The organism is Bacteroides sp. M10, from assembly GCF_014334015.1.
Classification (GTDB): Bacteria; Bacteroidota; Bacteroidia; order Bacteroidales; family Bacteroidaceae; genus Bacteroides; species Bacteroides intestinigallinarum.
This window is the reverse complement of the sequence record NZ_CP060488.1, coordinates 3,441,832-3,465,692: the sequence shown is the minus strand read 5'-3', so window position 1 is coordinate 3,465,692 and position 23,861 is coordinate 3,441,832. Positions and strand designations below refer to the sequence as shown.

Annotated in this window: 19 protein-coding genes; 16 read left to right on the top strand and 3 right to left on the bottom strand. The window is 42.5% G+C overall.

Annotated features, from left to right (window positions below):
- The first annotated feature begins 34 nt into the window (after nucleotides 1-34).
- From H8796_RS12220 to H8796_RS12190, 7 genes are all read left to right on the top strand, one after another.
- Nucleotides 35-1,105, top strand: a complete 1,071-nt coding sequence (locus tag H8796_RS12220; protein WP_233527264.1) for a hypothetical protein — start codon at nucleotides 35-37, stop codon at nucleotides 1,103-1,105.
- Between the two features lie 101 nt (nucleotides 1,106-1,206).
- Nucleotides 1,207-2,211 carry a peroxiredoxin gene (locus H8796_RS12215; protein WP_117610888.1) on the top strand — a complete coding sequence of 335 codons (1,005 nt, stop codon included), beginning with the start codon at nucleotides 1,207-1,209 and terminating at the stop codon, nucleotides 2,209-2,211.
- 30 nt (nucleotides 2,212-2,241) lie between these two features.
- Entirely contained in the window at nucleotides 2,242-3,948 is a 1,707-nt protein-coding gene (locus tag H8796_RS12210; protein ID WP_117610887.1) for a S8 family serine peptidase, read from the top strand.
- Between the two features lie 9 nt (nucleotides 3,949-3,957).
- Entirely contained in the window at nucleotides 3,958-5,100 is a 1,143-nt protein-coding gene (locus H8796_RS12205; protein WP_117610886.1) for an aspartyl protease family protein, read from the top strand.
- Nucleotides 5,087-6,262 (top strand): pepsin/retropepsin-like aspartic protease family protein, encoded by a 1,176-nt coding sequence (locus H8796_RS12200; RefSeq protein WP_117610885.1) that lies wholly within the window; start codon nucleotides 5,087-5,089, stop codon nucleotides 6,260-6,262. The genes H8796_RS12205 and H8796_RS12200 overlap by 14 nt, the downstream gene beginning before the upstream one ends.
- Nucleotides 6,263-6,281: 19 nt before the next feature.
- Nucleotides 6,282-7,571: a thioredoxin domain-containing protein gene (locus tag H8796_RS12195; protein ID WP_117937250.1), complete on the top strand. Its 1,290-nt coding sequence runs from the start codon at nucleotides 6,282-6,284 to the stop codon at nucleotides 7,569-7,571.
- A 157-nt stretch (nucleotides 7,572-7,728) separates the two neighbouring features.
- Nucleotides 7,729-10,158: a beta-N-acetylhexosaminidase gene (locus H8796_RS12190; protein ID WP_117937249.1), complete on the top strand. Its 2,430-nt coding sequence runs from the start codon at nucleotides 7,729-7,731 to the stop codon at nucleotides 10,156-10,158.
- Nucleotides 10,159-10,327: 169 nt separating this feature from the next.
- Here H8796_RS12190 and trxB read toward each other — a convergent pair whose 3' ends face one another.
- Genes trxB through H8796_RS12175 form a run of 3 tightly spaced genes read right to left on the bottom strand, consistent with a single transcriptional unit; the run spans nucleotide 10,328 to nucleotide 14,471 of the window.
- Entirely contained in the window at nucleotides 10,328-11,278 is a 951-nt protein-coding gene (gene trxB / locus H8796_RS12185) for a thioredoxin-disulfide reductase (protein ID WP_004301820.1), read from the bottom strand.
- A gap of 36 nt (nucleotides 11,279-11,314) precedes the next feature.
- Entirely contained in the window at nucleotides 11,315-11,959 is a 645-nt protein-coding gene (locus H8796_RS12180; protein ID WP_117937247.1) for a LolA-like putative outer membrane lipoprotein chaperone, read from the bottom strand.
- Nucleotides 11,960-11,978: 19 nt separating this feature from the next.
- Nucleotides 11,979-14,471 (bottom strand): DNA translocase FtsK, encoded by a 2,493-nt coding sequence (locus tag H8796_RS12175; protein ID WP_117937245.1) that lies wholly within the window; start codon nucleotides 14,469-14,471, stop codon nucleotides 11,979-11,981.
- Between the two features lie 125 nt (nucleotides 14,472-14,596).
- Here H8796_RS12175 and H8796_RS12170 point away from each other — a divergent pair, with 125 nt between their 5' ends.
- The 9 genes from H8796_RS12170 (at nucleotide 14,597) to H8796_RS12130 (ending at nucleotide 23,854) form a co-directional block, all read left to right on the top strand.
- Nucleotides 14,597-15,262 (top strand): DUF5063 domain-containing protein, encoded by a 666-nt coding sequence (locus tag H8796_RS12170; RefSeq protein ID WP_004304614.1) that lies wholly within the window; start codon nucleotides 14,597-14,599, stop codon nucleotides 15,260-15,262.
- Nucleotides 15,263-15,264: 2 nt separating this feature from the next.
- Entirely contained in the window at nucleotides 15,265-15,924 is a 660-nt protein-coding gene (locus H8796_RS12165; protein ID WP_117610881.1) for a 3'-5' exonuclease, read from the top strand.
- Between the two features lie 170 nt (nucleotides 15,925-16,094).
- A complete protein-coding gene (locus H8796_RS12160; RefSeq protein ID WP_009000536.1) occupies nucleotides 16,095-17,273 on the top strand; it encodes a class I SAM-dependent rRNA methyltransferase in 1,179 nt (392 codons plus the stop codon).
- A gap of 408 nt (nucleotides 17,274-17,681) precedes the next feature.
- Nucleotides 17,682-18,932: a nucleoside permease gene (locus H8796_RS12155; RefSeq protein ID WP_008775489.1), complete on the top strand. Its 1,251-nt coding sequence runs from the start codon at nucleotides 17,682-17,684 to the stop codon at nucleotides 18,930-18,932.
- Between the two features lie 13 nt (nucleotides 18,933-18,945).
- Complete coding sequence (locus H8796_RS12150; protein WP_008775488.1) at nucleotides 18,946-19,539, top strand: bifunctional nuclease family protein; 594 nt, start codon at nucleotides 18,946-18,948, stop codon at nucleotides 19,537-19,539.
- A gap of 8 nt (nucleotides 19,540-19,547) precedes the next feature.
- Nucleotides 19,548-20,246, top strand: coding sequence for a 16S rRNA (uracil(1498)-N(3))-methyltransferase (locus tag H8796_RS12145; protein WP_117937239.1), 699 nt, complete (start codon nucleotides 19,548-19,550; stop codon nucleotides 20,244-20,246).
- Between the two features lie 51 nt (nucleotides 20,247-20,297).
- The gene (locus H8796_RS12140) at nucleotides 20,298-21,845 is read left to right on the top strand and encodes a DUF4836 family protein (RefSeq protein ID WP_004304609.1); all 1,548 of its coding nucleotides are present in this window, start codon (nucleotides 20,298-20,300) and stop codon (nucleotides 21,843-21,845) included.
- A gap of 20 nt (nucleotides 21,846-21,865) precedes the next feature.
- Nucleotides 21,866-22,510, top strand: coding sequence for an ATP-binding cassette domain-containing protein (locus H8796_RS12135; RefSeq protein WP_117937237.1), 645 nt, complete (start codon nucleotides 21,866-21,868; stop codon nucleotides 22,508-22,510).
- 138 nt (nucleotides 22,511-22,648) lie between these two features.
- Nucleotides 22,649-23,854: an ABC transporter permease gene (locus H8796_RS12130; RefSeq protein WP_117937235.1), complete on the top strand. Its 1,206-nt coding sequence runs from the start codon at nucleotides 22,649-22,651 to the stop codon at nucleotides 23,852-23,854.
- The last annotated feature ends 7 nt before the right edge of the window (nucleotides 23,855-23,861 follow it).

Below are 23,861 nucleotides of genomic sequence, written 5' to 3'. Positions count from 1 at the left end.
AATAATGATCGCTAATTTTAAACAACAGAGAATCATGAAGCCAATATATAATGTATGGATATTACTATTCTGTCTCACATTCTCGTCCTGTTACGATGATGACTCAATCATCCCGACGCCAGACCCGCTTGCACTTGCCGGAGGATTTGAGTTTCCGCAAGGAAATAATTCATGGGACAATGATGTCATGAAAATCTACCAAGATTTCGGAGTGAAGATAATATATAAAGATATCACTGAAAAAGACCTCAATAAAAATTGGACTAATGGTGGAGTCGGTAGTTCATCAAGAGTATTCGAAAATTGTCTCAATGACGAAATGGGGGCATTTTATATTACTTTTATGAAGAATCACATTTTTCCTTATCTCAATCGGGAAGTTACGGACAGAGTATTTCCTATGTACTGGTATATGGTATACAATTATTCTGTATTTACCTCCATCATACCGGGAGTACTGGAATATTATGTAGCACTGCCCGAGCATGATGAAGGCCAAACCGACTGCTGGATAACTTGTTTTTGGGGAGATCAAACCCACAGCACTTACGATGACCCAATCACAGGATGGAAAACTCCTATTGCCGGCAATAAGGATAGTTTTACCATACGCCGCTTCAAAATAATTGATGAAGTTATAAATACAGCTATCGCCAACGGAAACATTATCATACCCGAAGATGAATTTGATGCAGGATTCGACCATTTGACTCCGATTGTCAGAAGTGAAGACATCGAAAGTAAAGCCGATCCTAATTATTATCTCACGAGAGGCTATCCTGGTAATGTAAATACAGTATCAGGTAAACATTCTACACCCGGTTCCGATAATCCTCCAACAGCCAAAGAAACATTTATCGGCTATCTGCAAATAGCCATGCGTCATACCAAAGAAGAACGGAAAGCAATGTTTCCTTCGGCAACCTATCCATTTCTAAGCACTAAGTTCGATTTTGTGACAAACTATCTAAAAAAATATAATATTGATTTGGAAGCTATCGCCAAAGGGCCGGAAGATTGGGATATTAAACCTTATCCGGAACTACCGGAAACAGATGAAGGAGATGGCGATGATGATCCTTGGGGAGATTGGGGAGATTGGTAAAGAAAATCTTCCATAGCGATTAAGTTAGTCGTTTTATTAAAGGATAGATAAAATAAGAATAAAGATATTTAGAATTTACGATATATTATAAACTCCAAATCATGAAATTAATAAGACTCTCACTGATATTATTGCTCTTATGCAGCACCACTCCTCTATGGAGCGACGGCGGACTACAATTCAAAGGAAAGTTGAGACTACTCAAACCAACCACTTTGCAAGTTAAGGATTTGAATGGGAACCTCATTTTAAGTTGTCCTATTAGCCAAAATGGAGTATTCGAAACCGAAAAAAAAGAAATTTCACCTGATGTATACACATTATATATTGGAAATACGGAACAAAACATATACTTCGAAAACGTTCCTGTAAGCATTAATGGTTTTTTTGATGAAAAGAACCCCGAACAAAGTTCGCTCTCATTCACCGGCATCGATTCATTTCTGACTTTACAAAACTATATGCCTACAGAAAAAGATCCGGATATAGCTACGATTTCTGCTTCTGTCAAAGGGAAACTGACTCCCGGCATGGCAGCCGCACTGGCTTATCTGGCCAATGTTAATGATTACTACTCCAACAAAATGTTGCTGGATATGATACCGGAAAATGAACGGACGTCTTTCGTTGCCAAATGGTTGGTAAACCGGGTAGAGGTCCTCTCCCATCAAATTATCAATGCAGAATGTCCCGACTTTACATTCATAGATGCCAACGGAAAAAATGTAAGTCTGAAAGATTTCCGTGGGAAAATTGTCGTATTGGATTTTTGTGCTTCCTGGTGTGGTCCCTGTCGCAAAGAAATGCGTAGCATGCTGACAATATACAATGAACTGAAAGCGGATGATTTAGAATTCATCAGTGTTTCGTTGGATGACAGCGAAGCAAAATGGAGAAAAATGCTGGATGAAGAAAAACTGCCGTGGGTGATGCTATGGGATAAAACAGGATTTCCCAAAAACAGCAAGACTCCAAGCGCTATTCAGGCTGCTTACGGTTTCTACTCCATCCCTTTCCTTGTTGTCATTGACAAAGAAGGTAAACTCGCTGCACGTAATGTCCGGGGGGAACAGGTGCGCGAAGCTATTTTAAAAATAAGAAAATAACTAGATTGTATAAATTATAACTCATCAACAATGAAGAAACTTATATTTCCTATTATATGCTGTTTTATCAGCATTACAGCATCGGCACAGTTAGTAAAACAAGAAGCAGAAACACAAAAGAAACAATCCGAACTGGACTGGTTTAACTGTTCTTTCGACAAAGACAGTGTATATGGTGCTGAAGTGAACAAGGCTTACGAGTATCTGAAAGCCAACAAGAAGAAAGCTAAAAAAAGACCGGTTGTTGCATTGATCGGAACAGGAATGGACGTAGAACACGAAGATCTGAAACAGGCTATCTGGGTGAATCCCAAAGAAAAGCTGAACCAGAAAGACGATGACAAGAATGGTTTGATAGACGACATCAATGGTTGGAATTTCATCGGTGGTAAAGACGGTCAAGTCATGGAATCTCTGACACGCGAAGGAGAACGTGAATTTTTCCGTCTGAAAGATAAATATGCGGATTATATCTTTGACGGAAAGAAATATTATAAAATCATTAACGGAAAACGTCAGGAAGTACCCGCACCGGAAAATATGGAAGAATATAGTTATTATCGTTATAAGGTAATGCCTGAATCCAGAATCGGAGGTTCATACGGTGGCCTGCAACTCTCTTATGTCATTGAAGAATATATTGAGAAATTCGATAAGGACATGAAAAAGCGTTTCCCCGGAAAAGAGCTGACTGTCGATGATTTCCAGAGTTGCTATGATCCTAAGGCAGAAAGAGACAGCCTTTCTGAAATCGCTTTTGTTTTTACCGCTTATTCATTCAGCATTTACCAAACGGACAAATGGGATCTCGTATACCAAAGAATGGGGAAAAAAAGTGTGGAAACAGCCAAAACGTCCTATGAAGATGCTTTAAAAAAATACGGAACTGATAACCGGAAAGAAATTGTAGGTGATAATCCTCTGGATATTAACGACACACAATATGGCAATAATGTACTGTTGACATCTGATGCAGCAACAGGAGTTATGAAAGCGGGAGTGATCGCCGCCAAACGCGACAACGGTGTCGGAAGTAACGGTATTGCCGATAATGCAGAAATTATGACTTTACGTATTCATCCGGGAGAAGGAGAACCTTATTTAAAAGATATGGCACTGGCCATCCGGTATGCAGTAAACCACGGAGCGGATGTTATTTTATTGCCGGAACAAAATTCATTATACCCGGAAGAACAGAGACAATGGGTAGCAGATGCACTGAAAGAAGCGGAAAAGAAAGGAGCATTAGTAATAGTTCCGGTCTGGGATCTGTCGGTAGACATGGATAAAAACGAGTTTTTCCCTAACCGGAAGATGAGAAAAGACGGAGAACTTACCAATTTTATGGTGGTTGCTTCTTCTGATAAGAATGGAAATCCGGTACTGAACACCAATTACGGCGCAACTGCTCTTGATCTTTATGCACCGGGAACGGATATTTATTCATCTTATATGGGTGATACGTACCAAAAAGGTACAGGTGAAGGAATGGCTTCGGCTACTGTAGCCGGTGTAGCTGCCCTGCTGAAATCATATTTCCCTAAATTAACCGGCTCACAAATCCGTGACATACTACTGAAGAGCGTCACTTCACGCAAAGGAGTGGAAGTGGAAAAAGGAATCCGCGTAAACGACAGTCCTTCACAAGACTTGTTCCTTTTCGATGATTTGTGTATTTCCGGAGGTATTGTAAACGCTTATCAGGCAATTTTGGAAGCAGAAAAAGTCAGCAAATAAAATTAGCTTATGAAGTACACAACTCGTATGATAGGAATCGTCGTCGCCTTTTGCATGGCGATTCCTGTATTCGCCCAACAATATAAGGCAACTATACCTTACCGGATGGTAGGTGAAAAGATGATTATCGAAATGAAAGTGAACGGCACGGCACGTCCTTTCATTTTTGATACGGGAGGACGTACGGCACTCACGGCCCAAGCCTGCCAGGCACTGCAACTGGCAGCCACCGACTCGACTAAAGTAACGGATGTGAATAACGTGGAAAGCTATTACAAAACTACCCGGATAGAGAATCTGACGACTCCCGACCATGTCATTAACTTCAAAAATGCTCCGTCACTGGTCATTGATGAGGTAAAAGGCTGGGAATGTTTTGGAGTAGACGGTATCATCGGCAGTGATTTATTCGCAAGCACCATTGTCACGATTGATTCGCAAACCAAAAATATCGTAGTTACCTCTGCAGAAAAACCATCGACGGTGTCTTTACGAAAGATGATGAATTTCACCAAAGGAGGCGGTATGCCGATCGTCAGCATACAAATAGCTCCGGCCAGCAATATCAACGTATTATTTGATACAGGTAGTCCCAGCCTGTTATCACTTATCGAAAGCGATTTTGAAAAAATCAAACCGGAAGCTTCTATGGAAGTGGTTTCCGAGGGGTATGGAGAAGGGAGTATCGGAGTATCCGGGCAGGCGGACAAGGCTTCTTCTTACAGGGTTCGTATTCCATTGCTATCAGTCGGAGCCACCAAATTCCGTAACGTAACAACCAGCACCAACAATCACCCTTACACATTATTGGGTGTCAAACTGTTGCAATACGGTAAAGTGACCATCGACTATCCACGCGGAAGATTCTATTTCGAAGCATTTCAACCGGACAATGAAATAAACAATCAAGGTAACAATTTTGACTTAACGGTCAAAGACGGAGATTTGTTTGTATCTACCGTATGGAGCAGTACGAAAGGTAAGATAGCAGTCGGAGACAAGGTGGTTAAAATCAATGGCAAACCTGCTAAGAAATATGACTTCTGCGAAAGTATTCTGAACGGAATACCAGAATTGAAAGAGAAAAAGAAAACGAAACTGACGATTGAGACAGCTTCCGGAGTAAAGGATATTATCTATGAAAAAGAATAATATGAAAAGTATAGGAATACTGACCGGCTTATGGCTGCTATTATTTCTAAACTGCGGACAAAGAATGGCAGCGCAAATCCGGAATAAGGTTTGCGACACCATTCCTTATGAGTTTATACAAGAGAAAATCATTATCCCCGTCACTGTTAACGGTATAAAAGTGAAATATATCGTCGATACGGGAGGAAGAACCGGAACGATGTATGATGCCGCAACGGAAATGAAAGCTACTGCCGCAGGATATATGCGTATCTCCGATGTGAATGCACAAGGCTCCAATTATCAGGAAGCACACGTACAGAATGTTTCTATCGGGGAAAACTATAAAATCAAGCAGTTGAAGACGATGGTACTGCCCAAGAATCCATTCTTCACCGGACTAGGGGTTGTCGGTATTCTTGGAGGAGACGCTTTCGCACAGTCGGTAGTTACCTTCGATTCCCGCTTGAAAATAATGGTTATCAATTATCCGTATCGTCCTGAAGGACTAAAAGTAGCGGATGGAATTCCGCTGTTGGATGAGACGGAGCATCATTCCATCGTCAATGTCCGCTTAGGAGATAATGATTTCAAGGTTCTGTTCGATACGGGTGCAGATGGATTTCTGCTTTATTCTACAGAAGATTATGAAAGGCTGTCTGACATTTCGAAAGTTACTAACCATGGATATGGTATCGTAGCTGCCGGAATAACAGGTCTGGGTAAGCCGGTGGATATAAAGAAGGTGACGGTTCCTCCTATCAACATCATGGGGAAAGAATTCACGAACGTAGGTAGTACGACCACAGTGATGAATGGAAGCATCATCGGGGTGGATTTACTGGAATACGGTAAAGTAATTATCGATTATATGCGCAGACGGTTCTACTTTTTCCCGTTTGAAGAAGGAAAAACCGACATGGGCGGTGCTCCCGCTCTCTGGAATGTGAGTATTCTGCCACGCAATGACAGATTCGAAATTACAACAATCTGGGACAGCATGAAAGATAAAGTTGCTTTCGGCGACCAGGTGATTAACATCAACGGTACTTCTTTGGACGATTGTCCCATGAGTCAAATGGCTGTGGAAGATATCATGAACGCTATCCCCGGTGATACCGGTTATATTATTGTCAAGAAAGACAATCAAGAGAAAAAGATTGAAATCAGGAAAGAGAAATGAACTTTAAACAGAAAAAGATATGAAGCGAATAATAACAAAGATGTATCTCTGTCTACTTGCATTTTGTATTGCCGGAGAAATCAGTGCACAGACACAGAACAGTATGACAGAGGTCATTCCATTCAAAACCATTGATGGAAAGATTATCGTAGAAGCCGCCATCAATGGCGAAGTGGCAGACTTTGTCCTCGATCTGTCAGGACATAACGCCCTGCTTCCCGAGGCTCTCAAGAAGTTACGCATCGACACGGGGAAGAATGGCACTTTTAGTTCTTATCAGGATTTTGTATTCAAACAAGTGCCCGTCGGAAAAGTATATGAAATGGCAACTGTTGCTATTGGCAACAACACATTTAACAACGATCTTCCGGCTTTCGTTCTGGAAGACGAACCGTATCTGCGCAAGCTGGGAGTGATGGGCGTATTAAGCGGTGCTATTTTCCGCACTTCCGTTCTGACTATTGATATGCAGCGGAAAAAACTCACAATTACGCAGCCCTATCGTCCTTCTTACATGAAATTAAACTACCGGGAGAACTTTGAGCTGATTACAGGATTAGGAATCGTATGTCCGATATCCATTCAGGGAAAACCCGTTTCTCTTGTTCTGGATACATGGAGCGAAGGATTGGTGAATCTTACCGAAAAAGATTTCAATACATGGAGCACACAATATACCAAAGGAACCAACCAAAAAGTTTCCAATGGATATAAAGAAGCGACTCAAGAAGAGGAAAGCCTCATCTTGCCTGAAACCATGTTTGTAAAAACAAAGATTGAAGATGCCATGGCAGTGAAGAACCCGTACTTGAAACGCTCCGTATTAGGCAAAAAGATACTGGACTACGGAATCATATCCATCGACTATATTCATCAGAAAATTTATTTCCAGCCGTTTGACATGGTTCCTATACCGGAAGCGGAAGCTAAAGTAACGGAAACTAAAGTTGAAGACGGTAAACTGAATCCGATTACCCGCCAATTCTTCCTCGAACACATCTTCGACTACAGAAAAGGGAACGATTTCGTTTATAATGGCGACAAACCGGTTGTGATTGATTTCTGGGCAACTTGGTGTGGACCTTGCATGCGCTTACTTCCGGAAATGGAAAAGCTGGCTGAAAAATATAAAGGTAAAGTTGTATTCTACAAAGTTAATGCAGACAAAGAAAAGGATTTATGCAATCACTTCGGTGTACAGGCATTGCCTACCTTATTCTTCATACCTGCAGGCGGCAAACCGATTATTGAAGTCGGAGCTACTCCGGAGAAGTACGTACAAATCATCGAAGAGCAACTACTGAAATAAAAACTCTCTCTTAATTATATAACTACATTAATCTGAAACTTTAGCTAAAAGCCGGACATCATTCCGGCTTTTTTATTTCCATATTATTGGAACTTATCATATAAACAAGTACATTTGCCCCGTCAAATCTATTTATAACTTAACACACATTTTGACCATGAAGAAAAGTATTTCTCTTCTTCTTTTGTCCTTGCTAATGATTACCCCCAGTTGCCAGAAGACAAAAGAAGCGGCGAACGAGTACAACATCGTTCCCAAACCCAACCAGATTCTTCCACAGGAAGGACGCTTTGAACTAAACAACAAAGTCTGCCTCGTAGTTCCTTCGGATGCTCCGGAAGTAAAAAGCATTGCCGACAGCCTGGCCGGACAACTAAAACTGACAGCAGGAATCTCCTTGAAAGAAGCTGAAAGTGCAGACGGAAAAACAGCAATCTCTTTTGTTGTACAGGAAGGTATGCCGAAAGAAGGTTATAAATTGTCGGTTACTCCCAGTCTCATTACACTCACCGCTTCCCAGCCAAACGGATTCTTTTATGGAGTGCAGACTCTTTATCAGTTACTCCCTCCGGCAATTTACGGAAAGCAGTTGGATAAGAAAGCTGACTGGTCGGTTCCTGCCGTAGAAATTGAAGATTCACCCCGTTTTGTTCATCGCGGACTCATGTTGGATGTTTGCCGCCATTATGTACCAATTGACTACATTTACAAGTTTATCGACTTACTGGCTATGAACAAGATGAATGTCTTCCACTGGCATTTGACAGACGATCAGGGATGGAGAATCGAAATCAAGAAATATCCCAAATTGACGGAAATCGGTTCCCAGCGTGAAAAGACATTAGTAGACTATTACTATGTAAACTATCCGCAAGTATTCGACGGAAAAGAACATGGAGGTTATTATACACAGGAGCAAATCAAAGATGTAGTGGCTTATGCCGCAAGTAAATATATCAATGTTGTTCCCGAAATAGAAATGCCGGGACATGCATTGGCTGCACTTGCCGCCTATCCGGAATTGTCATGCGACTCTACACAGACTTACAAGGTATCTCCTACCTGGGGGGTATTCGAACAGGTATTCTGTCCGAGTGAAACGACTTTCAAATTCTTTGAAGGAGTGATGGATGAAGTAATAGAATTATTCCCCAGCGAATACATTCACATCGGTGGCGACGAATGTCCCAAGACAGCATGGAAGAATAGTGCTTTCTGCCAGCAGTTAATCCGTCAGTTAGGATTGAAAGATGATACGACTCCCAGTAAGATAGACGGAATAAAGCACAGCAAAGAAGATAAGTTGCAGAGCTATTTCGTTACCCGTATGGAGAAATACCTGAATAGCAAAGGTAAAAACATCATCGGCTGGGATGAAATTCTCGAAGGTGGTCTGGCTCCCAATGCAACTGTTATGTCATGGCGCGGTGTAGAAGGCGGTATGAACGCAGCCAAAGCAGGGCATAATGCCATCATGACTCCGAATCCTTATGTATATCTGGACTACTACCAGGAAGAGCCGGAAATTGCTCCGACTACTATTGGCGGATACAATACCTTGAAGAAAACATATAGCTATAACCCTGTTCCGGACGATGCTGACGAACTTGCCAAGAAGCATATCATCGGAATACAAGGTAATATCTGGAGAGAATATATGCAGACTTCAGAACGTACAGACTACCAGGCTTTCCCGCGTGCAATGGCTATCGCCGAAACGGCCTGGACACAAAACGCAAACAAAGACTGGAAGAATTTCTGCGAACGGATGGTGACTGAATTTGAACGTTTGAAAGTTATGAACACCCAACCTTGTCTCAACTTCTATGACGTAAATATAAATACGCACGCAGATGAAAACGGTCCTTTAATGGTATTGCTGGAAAGTTTCTACCCGAATGCGGAAATCCGGTATACAACGGACGGGAGCGAACCGACCAAAGCGTCCGTCTTATATGAAAAGCCTTTCGTTCTTGAAGGTAATATCGACCTGAAAGCCGCAGCTTTCAAAGACGGAAAGATGTTGGGCAAAGTAGCTCACAAGCCACTGTATGGCAATTTATTGACAGGAAAGCCCTATACGGTTAATTATACGATGGGATGGACAGGCGATATATTCGATGAAAACGATGTATTAGGAGCTGACAAAACCACCTTTGGACTGACCAACGGCAAACGAGGCAATAACGCTTCTTATACTCCGTGGTGTAGTTTCGGCATCGTGGAGGGTAAGGACTTGGAATTTATCGTTCATCTGGATAAACCGACACAAGTCAGCAAAGTTATTTTCGGTTCTTTATTCAATCCTGCCATGAGAATTCTTCCTGCAGGAGGAGTTGCCGTAGAAGTATCAGCAGACGGCAAGCAATACACACCGATAGCCGAAAAAGCTTTGAAACACGATTATCCGGAAACTGGAAGAATTGCATTCACCGATTCCATTGAATTTAAACCGGCACAGGCTACGTTCCTGAAAGTCAAAATCAAGAATGGCGGCACACTGCGTAATGGTGTCAACTTTGAAAAGAATAACGGTCCGGAAGTCATTCCTGCCGAATTATGGATAGATGAAATAGAAGCGTATTAACCAAAGACAATCGACAAATATTGTTCGAGAAGCTTTGAGTTTACAAAATAAAGGGGAGCAAGACTCCCCTCTCTACAAAATCACCCATGCTACAGATTAAACTCTAGCGTGGGTGATTTTTATATTTATAAGGGTTTTAATACCCTCCTATGATCGGATATAAACCGGGTTAAATGAGTCCTTTGGCAGAAAGATAACGTTCTGCTTCCAAAGCAGCTTTGCAACCACTTCCCGCAGCCGTAATAGCCTGACGATAATGCGGATCGGCAACATCTCCTGCCGCAAAAACTCCGGGAACTTTTGTACGGGGACTATCACCTTCCGTGATGATATAACCCACTTCGTCCGTATCAACGTATTCTTTAAAGATTTCAGTATTCGGCTGATGTCCGATAGCCAGGAAGAAACCGTCGATAGGCAAGCTATAACGTTCTTCATCCGGTTCGCCCCAACGTTTCACCAGGTTTACACCTTCTACCCCATTGTCGCCAAACAAACCAACCGCGTTGTGTTCAAAAAGAACTTCTATTTTCTCGTGGTTCATTACTCGTTCCTGCATAATCTTCGATGCACGCAAGAAAGGTTTGCGGACAATCAGATATACTTTGGATGCAAGTCCGGCAAGATAAACAGCTTCTTCACAAGCTGTATCACCGCCACCGACTACGGCAACTACTTTCTTGCGATAGAAAAATCCGTCACAAGTGGCGCAAGCACTTACCCCCATTCCGGCATATTTCTTTTCATCTTCCAGTCCCAGATATTTAGCAGTAGCTCCGGTAGCAATAATCAATGATTCTGTTTCAATAACCTTATCACCGTCGATTGTTATTTTATAAGGGGCTTTGCTCAAATCGGCCGCCGTAGCAATACCGAAACGAACATCTGTTCCGAAACGGCTCGCCTGTGCACGCAAGTCTTCCATCAATTGCGGACCACTGATTCCTTCCGGATAACCGGGGAAGTTCTCCACATCCGTAGTAGTAGTCAACTGGCCACCCGGTTGCAATCCTTCATAAAGCACCGGACATAAATTTGCACGTCCTGCATAAATCGCTGCCGTATATCCGGCAGGTCCTGAACCTATAATCAGGCATTTCACTTTTTCTATTTCTGCCATTTTAATTTATCTTTTTCGTTTTGTTATAAACGTATATTATCTCAAATCTATTACCTCCGCATTGGGGTATTGCTTTTTATCAAACGTAAAAACCTGATCCGCATAATTCTGCTTAGTCTGGTAACTTGTAATGGTTATCTCATTACGCGTCTGCTGACCACGCTGTTGAAGCAAAATATACAAAGGTTCGTAAGTATCCTTCGTCACAAAAAGAGTGATACGTTCCAACTCCTGTTTCTTATCCCTAGCAGTCAAAACGACTTCCCAAACGGCTTTTCCACGATACATCTTAGTTGCTCCTAACTTATAAGAGAATCCTTTCTGATACATATATAGAAACGTATACGGATTAATCTGCTGCAACTCTTCCTGTGTTGGATTGCTGACGTTCACTTCATCATTCTTTGTCACATAACTCCACTGCGTTTTTCCATCAAACCAAGTGATGATATCCGACGTTTTCAGTACGAATTTCTCTCCTTTCAACTGAATCGTTCCATTTTCAGCACCTTCTACCAGACCGTTCGTCACAGCCTTTACAGTAAAATCAGCCTTTACACCACCTGCTTTACGAAACGCCTCTGCCGTCTTGTCAAGAATGACTTTAGCCTGCGACTGTTGTTGAGCAATCACAGGCAAAGACAGTAAAGCTATTAAAACACTAAAAATGTACTTTCTCATTTGATTAATAAACGAACGGTTACTGTAAATTGTTCAATCGCATTTCAAGATCGTTATCATCCATGCACAAGACATCGCGCGCCTTGCTTCCCTGTGTAGGGCCTACGATTCCCGCTTTTTCGAGTTGGTCCATAATACGTCCGGCACGGTTGTAACCGATAGCGAATTTACGCTGAATTAACGAAGTGGAGCCTTGCTGATGAATCACCACCAATCGGGCTGCATCTTCGAACAACGGATCGAGGCGTCCCATATCAATATCTCCGACTTCACTACCACCATCTTCGCTCACGAATTCAGGCAGGAAGAACGGAGTAGGATAACTTTGCTGACGGGCGATGAACTTCGTTATTTCTTCCACTTCCGGCGTATCGATAAAGGCACACTGCACACGCACCGGATCGGCCCCCTGCAAGAAAAGCATATCCCCCTTACCAATCAAACGGTTAGCCCCCGGACGGTCGAGAATGGTACGGGAGTCCATCATGGCAGATACGCGGAATGCGATACGTGCCGGGAAGTTGGCTTTGATCGTACCTGTAATAATATTAGTAGTCGGACGCTGTGTAGCGATAATCATGTGGATGCCGACAGCACGCGCCAACTGTGCAATACGGGCAATCGGAAGTTCCACTTCCTTACCGGCAGTCATAATCAAATCTCCGAACTCGTCAATCACCACTACGATATATGGCATAAACTTATGCCCCTTTTCCGGATTCAGACGGCGGTTGATAAATTTCTCGTTATATTCTCTGACATTACGCACATGCGCCATCTTCAATAGGTCATAACGGGTATCCATCTCCACACAAACCGAGTTCAAGGTTTGCACTACTTTCGTTACGTCCGTAATAATCGGTTCGCCTCCATCAGGAAGTTTGGCAAGGAAATGATTTTCAATCACCGAATAGATGCTGAATTCCACTTTCTTCGGATCGACCAATACAAACTTCAATTCTGCCGGATGCTTCTTATATAATAAGGAAGTGATAATGGCATTCAAACCGACTGATTTACCCTGACCGGTTGCACCTGCCACCAATACGTGCGGCATCTTGCAAAGGTCGAACATAAAGACTTCGTTCGTAATCGTCTTACCCAATACAATAGGCAAGTCATATTTGGATTCCTGGAATTTCTTACTTCCGATCACACTCTGTCCGGAAACAATTTTCGGATTCTTGTTCGGTACTTCAATACCGATGGTTCCTTTACCCGGTATCGGAGCAATAATACGGATACCATCGGCGGAAAGACTCAATGCGATATCATCTTCCAACCCACGGATTTTAGAAATACGTACTCCCTGTTCCGGAGTAATTTCATATAGAGTTACCGTAGGTCCCACGGTTGCTTTAATCGTACTGATTTCGATTCCGAAGCTGCGCAATGTATTGATGATACGGTCTTTATTTGCATTCTGCTCGTCCATGTCAATCGTCGGATCATCATTTTCAAAATGCTTCATCAAATCGATAGTCGGGAAACGGTAGTTTTCCAAATCCTTAGTAGGATTATACGGTTCGAGTTCAGGTCCCTGGTATTCTTCTTCCGAAGCTGCCGGTTCCACCTCAAATCCGGGTTCCGCCTCTTCCAAAGAGTCTTCCTGCACAATAGGAGCAGGATTGGAAACAGTCGGTTCAAATACCATAGTCACTCCTTCACTTTCGTCAGATACGGAAGTTTCTTCCTTTTCCGGTTTATTAATAGGAAAGTCGTCTTCAGGTTCTTCAGCCTGAATATCCATCACTGGTGCCGGAGGAGGTGTCTGTTTATACGTCCGTTTCAAATTGAACTCCACTTCTTGCGGTTGGGAAGTCGTAAATTCCGGATCGTCTTCTCTTTCCGGAACGTTCTCTTTTTCTTCTTTCTTTTCGCGTTTCAGGAAACTCAATGCGAAGAGTTTACGCAACCAGATGACGGTACGCGCACTTATATATATGAAGAAACAGATAGCCGTTATCAACAGGATCATCCACACACCGGGTACTCCAACTTGCGAGATCAGCCAACGACTGACATTATATCCGTGCATACCTCCCAAATAAATGAAGGAATCCTGATAATGGTCCATAAAGGCAAATCCGAAGAATACGGAGAACCATACCAACAAGAGCGTGCAGCCGATAAACCACTTCCACAAACGTACAACACGTACACGCATCAACTTCAATCCTGCCACTGCCAGGAAAACAAGTATGAAGAAAGAGGAAACACCGAAACAGTCATTAATCAGATAACTGGCCAACTGCGCTCCGCGTGAACCTGCATAATTCTTCACCTGATTATTAACGGCCGCCAAATCTGCCGAACTGCCACTATCAATAATACTTTGATCGGCAGCCCCCGTGAAGAAGAAGGAAGAAAAAGCCAACAACAGGTAAACAGAAAAGATGACCAGCATCAATCCGATTACAAAATGAATGGTTTCATTCTTAAATACAGCCACAATTTTACTGGGGGAAGAGGGAGTACGTTCCGCCTCCTTATCTAATTTCTTCTTTGCCATGAGTCTTTAATTCTTTTTTATAAAACAGGAATGAGATTCTAAGCTGCAAAAATAATAAAAAAATAACGAGCACTACGCTCATTCAATCCTTTTTCTTACCTTTGCGTTTCAAATCAATATAGATCATGGAAAAAGAAAGCCAAACGATATTTGATAAAAACGTAATTGAGTTCGTAACGGTAGCTGCCGAATTTTGTGCATTTCTCGAACGTGCCGAACGCATGAAGCGTAGCACTTTCGTTGATACATCATTAAAAATACTTCCCCTACTCTATCTCAAAGCATCTATGCTGCCCAAATGTGAGACTATCGGGGACGAAGCACTTGAAACGTATGTCACAGAAGAGATTTACGAAATTCTGCGTATCAACCTTTCCGGATTGATGGCTGACAAGGATGATTATCTGGACGTATTCGTGCAAGATATGGTGTATAGCGACCAGCCTATCAAGAAGTCTATATCGGAAGACCTGGCCGACATTTATCAGGATATTAAAGATTTCATATTTGTCTTCCAACTGGGACTGAACGAAACTATGAATGATTCATTGGCCATCTGCCAGGAAAACTTCGGTACACTGTGGGGACAGAAACTGGTAAACACACTTCGTGCCCTTCACGACGTGAAATACAACCAGGAGGAAGAAGAAGAGGAAGTAGGTAATGAAGAAGGATTTTACGAACCAAGCGACGACAACGATTGTTGTGAAGAAGATGGCTGTCATTGCCACGATGATGATTGCCACTGTCACGAAGACGGTTGCCATTGCCACGATGATGAATTAAAATAGAAATGATTGTAAGAAGAACCATAGATAAAGATGAACTAAAAGAACTCCCGAAAACAGTTTTTCCGGGACGTATTTATGTTATCCAGTCGGAAGCTGAAACGGAAAAAGCAGTAGCTTACCTCCAATCCAGACCAGTGATAGGTATCGACAGCGAAACTCGCCCTTCCTTTACCAAAGGACAATCGCACAAAGTAGCACTTCTCCAGATTTCTTCCGAAGAATGCTGTTTCTTATTCCGGCTCAATATGACGGGATTGACCCAGCCATTGGTTGACTTGTTAGAAAATCCGGCTGTAATCAAAGTGGGACTTTCACTGAAAGACGACTTTATGATGCTGCACAAACGTGCACCTTTCACCCAACAAAGCTGTATCGAATTACAGGACTATGTGCGTCAATTCGGAATACAGGACAAAAGTCTGCAAAAGATTTACGCCATCTTATTCAAAGAAAAAATATCCAAATCACAACGCTTGTCCAACTGGGAAGCTGATGTATTAAGTGACGGACAGAAACAATACGCTGCTACCGATGCATGGGCATGCCTCAATATCTACAATCTGTTGCAAGAACTGAAACAGACGGGAGATTGGGAAGTTTCTCCGCTGACAGCTGCTGTCTCTCCCGCGGAGGAAGTGATAAGTAATAAAATAAGTGATTAATAACCAATAATAAAACGAGAAGGTGTGTCATAATGAATAATAAAACACAGATTAACGCAGATTATCGCAAATTATTTCAATTATATTGATATATTAATCAACGACTTATAAAATTAGTTCTGCGATAATTTGCGTTAATCTGCGTTTTGACACACTCTCAAGACTACATTATGCATAAAGTATATCTCAAACCTGGTAAAGAAGATTCTCTTAAGAGATTCCACCCCTGGATTTTTTCCGGTGCTATCGCTCGTTTTGACGGAGAGCCCGATGAAGGTGAAGTTGTAGAAGTGTACACCTCAAAAAAAGAATTTATTGCCGAAGGACATTTCCAGATCGGAAGTATTGCTGTGCGCGTACTGTCTTTCCGCCAGGAACCTATCGATCACGATTTTTGGAAACGCAAACTGGAAATTGCATACGATATGCGTCGCAGTATCGGCATCGCCACTAATCCGACCAACAACACTTACCGCCTCGTTCACGGTGAAGGAGACAATCTCCCCGGACTGGTGATTGACGTTTATGCCAAAACCGCTGTTATGCAGGCACACTCTGCTGGAATGCATGTAGACCGCATGGCAATTGCCGAAGCTTTATCCGAAGTAATGGGTGACAAGATCGAAAATATCTATTATAAATCAGAAACAACTCTTCCTTTTAAGGCAGACCTTTTCCCCGAAAACGGTTTTCTGAAAGGAGGAAGCAGTGATAATATCGCACAAGAATATGGCTTGAAGTTCCATGTAGACTGGCTGAAAGGTCAGAAGACCGGATTCTTTGTAGATCAGCGTGAAAACCGTTCTTTGCTGGAACGTTACGCCAAAGACCGTTCAGTACTGAATATGTTCTGCTACACCGGCGGATTCTCATTCTACGCCATGCGCGGAGGTGCGAAACTCGTGCACTCTGTCGACAGTTCAGCCAAAGCGATTGATCTGACTAACAAAAACGTGGAACTAAACTTCCCCGGTGATTCCCGTCACGAGGCGTTTGCCGAGGATGCTTTCAAATATCTCGACCGCATGGGCGACCAGTATGATTTAATCATCCTTGATCCGCCCGCATTCGCCAAACATAAAGATGCACTGCGGAATGCTTTGCAAGGTTACCGTAAACTGAACGCCAAAGCATTCGAGAAAATCAAACCGGGCGGCATCCTGTTTACTTTCTCTTGTTCGCAAGTGGTAAGCAAAGATAATTTCCGTACTGCCGTGTTTACCGCAGCAGCCATGTCAGGGCGTAGCGTACGCATTCTACACCAACTGACTCAACCGGCCGACCATCCGGTAAACATCTATCATCCCGAAGGAGAATATCTGAAAGGATTGGTGCTCTACGTAGAATAACCGGCAAGCTGCCGGAGCCAAGTTTCCATTCGGATATCAGGCATTTCTCCGGAAGTATGGCTGATTAGAGAGGGCAGTAACAGAAAAACGGAAGATTCAAAGTTAATTAGAGTTAACAAACAGAAGATTTTCGAGAAAACATTATGTTGTATAACATAAACCCTATATCTTTGCACTGTGTTTTTCATGGTATTAGATTTAAGGTTAACAAAGATTGGCTGTCTGGGATAGATAGCCTTCTTTTTTTTGTACCCCCTCCATTTGTTTTTTCACACCCAAATCTCATCTTTTCTTCGCATTTATGCCATTTTTATCCCCTTTTTATCAAATTACTTATCCACCTATTCAACGAAAATATTATATTTGCAAGGTTTATGAATGTGAAGAGAAACACAAATTAAAAAAGTCATGAGTATAAAAGTTCGTTTGATTATTATGAACTTCCTGCAATTCTTTGTATGGGGGTCATGGTTAATATCACTAGGTGGCTATATGGGAAGAGAACTCCATTTTGAAGGAGGACAAATCGGAGCCATTTTCGCCACCATGGGGATTGCCTCTTTGGTAATGCCGGGTATTATCGGTATTATTGCCGATAAATGGTTTAATGCAGAACGTTTATACGGACTTTGCCATATTGCAGGAGCAGGATGTCTCTTCTACGCTTCCACCGCAACGGGATACGACCAGATGTATTGGGCCATGTTACTCAACCTGTTGGTATATATGCCCACCTTATCCCTCGCCAACACGGTATCGTACAACGCACTGGAACAATACAAATGTGACCTGATTAAAGACTTCCCTCCTATCCGCGTATGGGGAACAATCGGTTTTATTTGTGCCATGTGGGCTGTCGACCTTACCGGATTCAAGAATTCAAGTGCGCAACTTTATGTAGGCGGTGCTTCCGCATTGCTACTCGGACTTTATTCATTTACCCTCCCGGCCTGTCGACCGGCTAAATCTGAAAACAAATCATGGCTCTCCGCTTTCGGACTGGATGCGCTGGTGTTATTCAAGAAAAAGAAAATGGCTATTTTCTTCCTTTTCTCCATGCTTCTAGGTGCAGCATTGCAGATTACGAATACTTACGGCGACCTTTTCCTAAGCAGTTTTGCCAGCATCCCTGAATATGCAGATTCTTTCGGAGTGAAACATTCAGTCATCCTGTTATCCATTTCACAGATGTCCGAAACATTGTTTATTCTTGCCATACCTTTCTTCCTGCGTCATTTCGGAATCAAACAAGTCATGCTAATCAGTATGTTCGCTTGGGTGTTCCGGTTCGGCCTGTTCGGTTTTGGAGATCCGGGATCAGGACTATGGATGCTGATCCTTTCCATGATTGTTTATGGTATGGCTTTTGATTTCTTCAACATTTCCGGTTCGTTGTTTGTTGAACAAGAAGCCAAATCTTCTATCCGTGCCAGTGCACAGGGCTTGTTCTTTATGATGACTAACGGATTGGGAGCCATCATGGGCGGATATGCCAGCGGTGCGGTAGTTGATGCATTCTCTGTATATGCCGACGGCAGACTGGTGAGTCGCGAATGGATGAACATTTGGCTGATCTTTGCCGCTTATGCGCTGGTAATCGGCATTCTGTTTGCCTTGGTATTCAAGTACAAACACCAGCAGGAGAGTAAAACAAATTAAGTAAAAGAGAACGATGGACAAAAAGGTAGAATTACAAGTTATAAATATCACGAACAGCCAGGCGCAAGTAGGCGCGTTTGCTATGCTATTAGGCGAAGTGGACGGTGAAAGGCAACTGCCTATCATCATCGGTCCGGCGGAAGCCCAGGCTACCGCTTTATATCTGAAAGGAGTGAAAACTCCCCGTCCGTTGACACATGATTTATTTATAACAAGTCTTACTATACTGGGAGCCAGCCTGATACGTGTATTAATTTACAAAGCAAAGGATGGTATTTTCTACTCCTATATTTACCTCAAAAAAGACGAAGAGATTATACGCATTGACGCACGGACTTCAGACGCAGTTGCCCTGGCAGTGCGTGCCGACTGCCCGATTCTTATTTATGAATCTATTCTTGAACAGGAATGTCTTCACATGTCGTCAGAAGAAAGAAACCGTTCTGAAGAAACGGACAACGACGAAGGGGCTGAAGAAGAACATGATTTGCCCGGTGCTACTTCCAGAACGCTTGAAGAAGCACTGGAACAGGCTATTAAAGATGAGAATTACGAGTTAGCCGCGCAGATACGCGATCAAATCAATTCAAGAAATAAAAATCAGTAAATAATATTATGCACGTATTTTATACTCCAGATATACAGAAAAGCAACGAGCTTCCCGAAGAGGAAGCGCAACACTGCATCCGTGTTCTGCGGCTAAGTATCGGAGACGAAATCACGCTTACCGACGGTAAGGGTAACTTCTACAAAGCTGAAATTACTGTTGCAACCAACAAACGTTGTTTCGTAAACATCAAAGAAACCATTTTTCAGGAACCGTTATGGCCGTGCCATTTACACATTGCCATGGCACCGACGAAGAATATGGACCGCAACGAATGGTTTGCAGAGAAAGCTACCGAAATAGGTTTTGACGAACTGACTTTCCTCAACTGCCGTTTCTCGGAACGTAAAGTCATCAAGACCGAACGGATTGAAAAGATTCTGATATCAGCCATCAAACAATCTCTCAAGGCACGACTGCCAAAGTTGAACGAAATGATCGAGTTCGATCAGTTCATCAGGCAGGAGTTTAAAGGACAGAAGTTTATCGCCCACTGTTACGAAGGGGAGAAACCTCTATTGAAGAATGTTCTGAAACCAGGAGAAGACGCCCTTGTTCTGATAGGTCCCGAGGGAGATTTCAGTGAAGAAGAAGTGAAGAAGGCCATCGAACGGGGATTCGTACCGATTAGTCTCGGCAAATCACGGCTCCGTACAGAAACAGCGGCATTGGTGGCCTGCCACACGCTGAATCTGCAAAATCAATAACAGCAGTAAATGTCTGAATCAATGATTATACCACTTTTAAATAACATAAGTATGGCAAAGAAAACGATTTCACGACTCTCGGTACTGGCAGTACTGATTGTTTTTCTGGCAGCATGTTCCAAAACATCGGAATATACAAATGTGATACCGGCTGACGCTTCGGTAGTTGCCTCTATCAATCTTAAATCCCTCGCAAGCAAAGCGGGATTGGATGATAAAGAGAATGAAGCTGCTAAACAAAAAGTACTGGAAGCACTGAAAAGCGGAATGAATGCGGCCACATTCCAACAACTGGAAAAGGTTATGAAGAATCCGGGCGAATCGGGAATCGATGTTGAATCTCCATTCTATGTGTTCTCTTCATCTTCTTTCCCTTATCCCACTGTTGTAGGTAAAGTGAACAATGAAGATAAATTACATGCATCACTCGACGTGATGGCAAAAGAACAGATCTGTCAACCGGTAGGCGAAGCTGACGGTTACAGTTTTACAACGATGAACAGCGGTTTGCTTGTTTTCAATAGTTCTACTATATTGGTAGTCAATGTCAGCGGAACAACTCAAACTGATAAAGCCAAAGAAGCCATTACTAATTTGTTGAAACAGACAGCAAGCAATAGTATCGTGAAATCAGGAGCTTTCCAGAAAATGGAGAAACAGAAAAGTGATATTAACTTCTTTGCTTCCATGACAGCTATTCCTTCAACCTACCGCGATCAGATAACCATGGGATTACCTACCGAAGTGAAAGCGGAAGACATCACTCTGATAGGAGGACTGAACTTTGAAAAAGGAAAGATTGCCCTCAAAACAGAAAACTATACTGAAAACGAAGCAGTGAAAGCTCTCCTGAAAAAACAAATGGAATCTGTTGGAAAAGCGAACAATACTTTCGTTAAATACTTCCCGGCTTCTACCCTGATGTTCTTCAACGTAGGCGTAAAAGGAGGCGAACTGTATAACCTGTTGAGCGAAAACAAGGAATTCCGCAACACAGTATCTATCGCTAAGGCAGACGAAGTAAAAGAGTTGTTCAGCTCGTTCAATGGTGATATTTCTGCAGGATTAATCAACGTAACGATGAGCAGTGCTCCCACTTTCATGATGTACGCTGACGTGAAGAACGGCAATGCTCTTGAAATGATTTACAAGAACAAGGAATCATTGGGATTGAAGAGAGGGGAAGATATCATGCAACTTGGCAAAGACGAATATGTCTACAAGACAAGAGGCATGAATATATTCTTCGGCATCAAGGATAAACAAATGTATGCAACCAATGATGAGTTACTCTACAAAAACGTAGGTAAAGCTGCCGACAAATCAGTCAAAGATGCTCCTTATGCATCGGATATGAAGGGAAAGAGCCTATTTATAGCAATCAATGCCGAAGCAATCCTCGATCTGCCTATCGTTAAAATGGTAGCAGGTTTCGGAGGACAGGAAGCTAAGACATATATCGAACTGGCCAACAAGGTTTCTTACCTGTCCATGAGTTCGGAAGGGGAAGTCAGCGAGATCGACCTCTGCCTGAAAGACAAAGATGTAAATGCCCTCAAACAAATTGTAGACTTTGCCAAGCAATTTGCCGGCATGTAATAAATGTATAAACCAACGGTATGAATAGTATTCACTTACAGCAAACACTTCCCCAAGTGTTTGCTGACCGTAATTCGGTGACTTCGGACGTATGGCATCAGGATCTTTTCTTCCGGAAAGGAGAAATGTATCTGATTGAAGCTGCTTCCGGCACCGGCAAATCTTCGTTGTGCAGCTATATCTATGGCTACCGCAACGACTATCAGGGGATTATTAATTTCGATGAAACCAATATCAAAGCATACTCCGTGAAGCAATGGGTCGACCTGCGAAAGCATTCACTAAGTATGCTTTTTCAAGATTTACGCATCTTCACCGAACTTAGCGCTCTTGAAAATGTGCAATTGAAGAATAACCTCACCGGATGCAAAAAGAAAAAAGAAATCATATCGTTCTTCGAACAACTGGGGATCGCAGATAAAATAAATGTGAAAGCCGGCAAGCTATCTTTCGGACAGCAACAGCGCGTCGCCTTTATCCGGGCGCTCTGCCAGCCGTTCGACTTTTTATTTCTGGATGAACCGATCAGCCACCTGGACGATGATAACAGCCGCATCATGGGTGAACTTATCATCGCCGAAGCAAAGGCACAAGGAGCCGGAGTGATCGCCACTTCCATCGGTAAACATATCGGTCTGCCTTATCAACATATTCTCAGCTTATAAAAGAATTGGCTATGTATTATCATAAAGTATTTAGGCACGGATTACACGGATTACGCTGTTTTCCTATAAATCTTAAACCGTGAAATCCGTGTAATCCGTGCCTAAATATTCCGTATTAAAATTATTAAGTATAAAACAATGAATACCCTTGTCTGGAAGCTTCTCCGCCAACATATCAGTATCGGTCAATTAGCCGGTTTCTTTTTAGCCAACCTATTCGGCATGATGATTGTATTGCTTAGCGTACAGTTTTATAAAGATGTCATTCCGGTATTCACCGAAGGAGACAGCTTTATGAAAAAGGATTTCATCATAGCTACAAAGAAAATCAGTGCTCTCGGTTCTTTTGCAGGAAAGAGTAATACATTCTCTGCCGAAGAAATTGCGGATCTGAAAAAGCAACCGTTTACCAAAACAATAGGAGCTTTCACTCCTTCTCAATTCAAAGTTTCAGCAGGATTGGGAATGAAGGAAGCCGGTATTCATCTTTCCACAGATATGTTTTTTGAGTCTGTTCCCGATGAGTTTGTCGACATCAAACTCGATAAATGGCATTTCGATGAAAACACACATACCATCCCCATTATCATTCCGCGCAACTATCTGAACCTTTACAACTTCGGTTTTGCGCAAAGCCGCAGCCTCCCCAAACTATCGGAAGGGTTAATGAGTCTGATTCAAATGGATATTATGATGCGTGGCAACGGACGGGTGGAACAGTACAAAGGAAACATTGTCGGCTTTTCCAATCGTCTGAATACGATTCTTGTTCCCCAGTCCTTTATGAAATGGGCTAATGAGAATTTTGCACCGAATGCAGAAGCCCAACCGGCACGGTTGATTATCGAGGTTAGCAATCCGGCAGATTCCGCCATCGCCAGTTATTTTCAGAAGAAAGGATATGAAACGGAAGATGGTAAGCTGGATGCCGGAAAAACAACTTATTTCCTCCGTCTTATCGTAGGTATTGTATTGGGAGTGGGTTTATTTATCAGTATCCTTTCATTCTATATACTGATGTTGAGCATCTTCCTGCTTTTACAAAAGAATACGACCAAGCTGGAAAGTCTATTACTAATCGGATACAGTCCCAACAAGGTAGCATTGCCTTATCAGTTGCTCACGGTAGGATTGAACGTTATTGTGCTTGTATTATCCATCGGATTAGTCTCCTGGTTGCGCAGTTATTACATAGACAGCATCCGCTTGCTATTCCCACAACTGGAAACCGGATCATTATGGGCAGCAATCAGTATGGGTATTCTATTATTTATCGTTGTATCGGTGATTAACACACTGGCAGTAAAAAGGAAAGTGCTTTCGATTTGGATGCACAAATCATAGATGTAGA

Excerpts from the sequence above, each read along its gene's own strand:
- H8796_RS12220 (WP_233527264.1), top strand. The coding sequence starts at position 35 with ATGAAGCCAATATATAATGTATGGATATTACTATTCTGTCTCACATTC.
- H8796_RS12215 (WP_117610888.1), top strand. The coding sequence starts at position 1,207 with ATGAAATTAATAAGACTCTCACTGATATTATTGCTCTTATGCAGCACC.
- H8796_RS12210 (WP_117610887.1), top strand. The coding sequence starts at position 2,242 with ATGAAGAAACTTATATTTCCTATTATATGCTGTTTTATCAGCATTACA.
- H8796_RS12205 (WP_117610886.1), top strand. The coding sequence starts at position 3,958 with ATGAAGTACACAACTCGTATGATAGGAATCGTCGTCGCCTTTTGCATG.
- H8796_RS12200 (WP_117610885.1), top strand. The coding sequence starts at position 5,087 with ATGAAAAAGAATAATATGAAAAGTATAGGAATACTGACCGGCTTATGG.
- H8796_RS12195 (WP_117937250.1), top strand. The coding sequence starts at position 6,282 with ATGAAGCGAATAATAACAAAGATGTATCTCTGTCTACTTGCATTTTGT.
- H8796_RS12190 (WP_117937249.1), top strand. The coding sequence starts at position 7,729 with ATGAAGAAAAGTATTTCTCTTCTTCTTTTGTCCTTGCTAATGATTACC.
- trxB (WP_004301820.1), bottom strand. The coding sequence starts at position 11,278 with ATGGCAGAAATAGAAAAAGTGAAATGCCTGATTATAGGTTCAGGACCT.
- H8796_RS12180 (WP_117937247.1), bottom strand. The coding sequence starts at position 11,959 with ATGAGAAAGTACATTTTTAGTGTTTTAATAGCTTTACTGTCTTTGCCT.
- H8796_RS12175 (WP_117937245.1), bottom strand. The coding sequence starts at position 14,471 with ATGGCAAAGAAGAAATTAGATAAGGAGGCGGAACGTACTCCCTCTTCC.
- H8796_RS12170 (WP_004304614.1), top strand. The coding sequence starts at position 14,597 with ATGGAAAAAGAAAGCCAAACGATATTTGATAAAAACGTAATTGAGTTC.
- H8796_RS12165 (WP_117610881.1), top strand. The coding sequence starts at position 15,265 with ATGATTGTAAGAAGAACCATAGATAAAGATGAACTAAAAGAACTCCCG.
- H8796_RS12160 (WP_009000536.1), top strand. The coding sequence starts at position 16,095 with ATGCATAAAGTATATCTCAAACCTGGTAAAGAAGATTCTCTTAAGAGA.
- H8796_RS12155 (WP_008775489.1), top strand. The coding sequence starts at position 17,682 with ATGAGTATAAAAGTTCGTTTGATTATTATGAACTTCCTGCAATTCTTT.
- H8796_RS12150 (WP_008775488.1), top strand. The coding sequence starts at position 18,946 with ATGGACAAAAAGGTAGAATTACAAGTTATAAATATCACGAACAGCCAG.
- H8796_RS12145 (WP_117937239.1), top strand. The coding sequence starts at position 19,548 with ATGCACGTATTTTATACTCCAGATATACAGAAAAGCAACGAGCTTCCC.
- H8796_RS12140 (WP_004304609.1), top strand. The coding sequence starts at position 20,298 with ATGGCAAAGAAAACGATTTCACGACTCTCGGTACTGGCAGTACTGATT.
- H8796_RS12135 (WP_117937237.1), top strand. The coding sequence starts at position 21,866 with ATGAATAGTATTCACTTACAGCAAACACTTCCCCAAGTGTTTGCTGAC.
- H8796_RS12130 (WP_117937235.1), top strand. The coding sequence starts at position 22,649 with ATGAATACCCTTGTCTGGAAGCTTCTCCGCCAACATATCAGTATCGGT.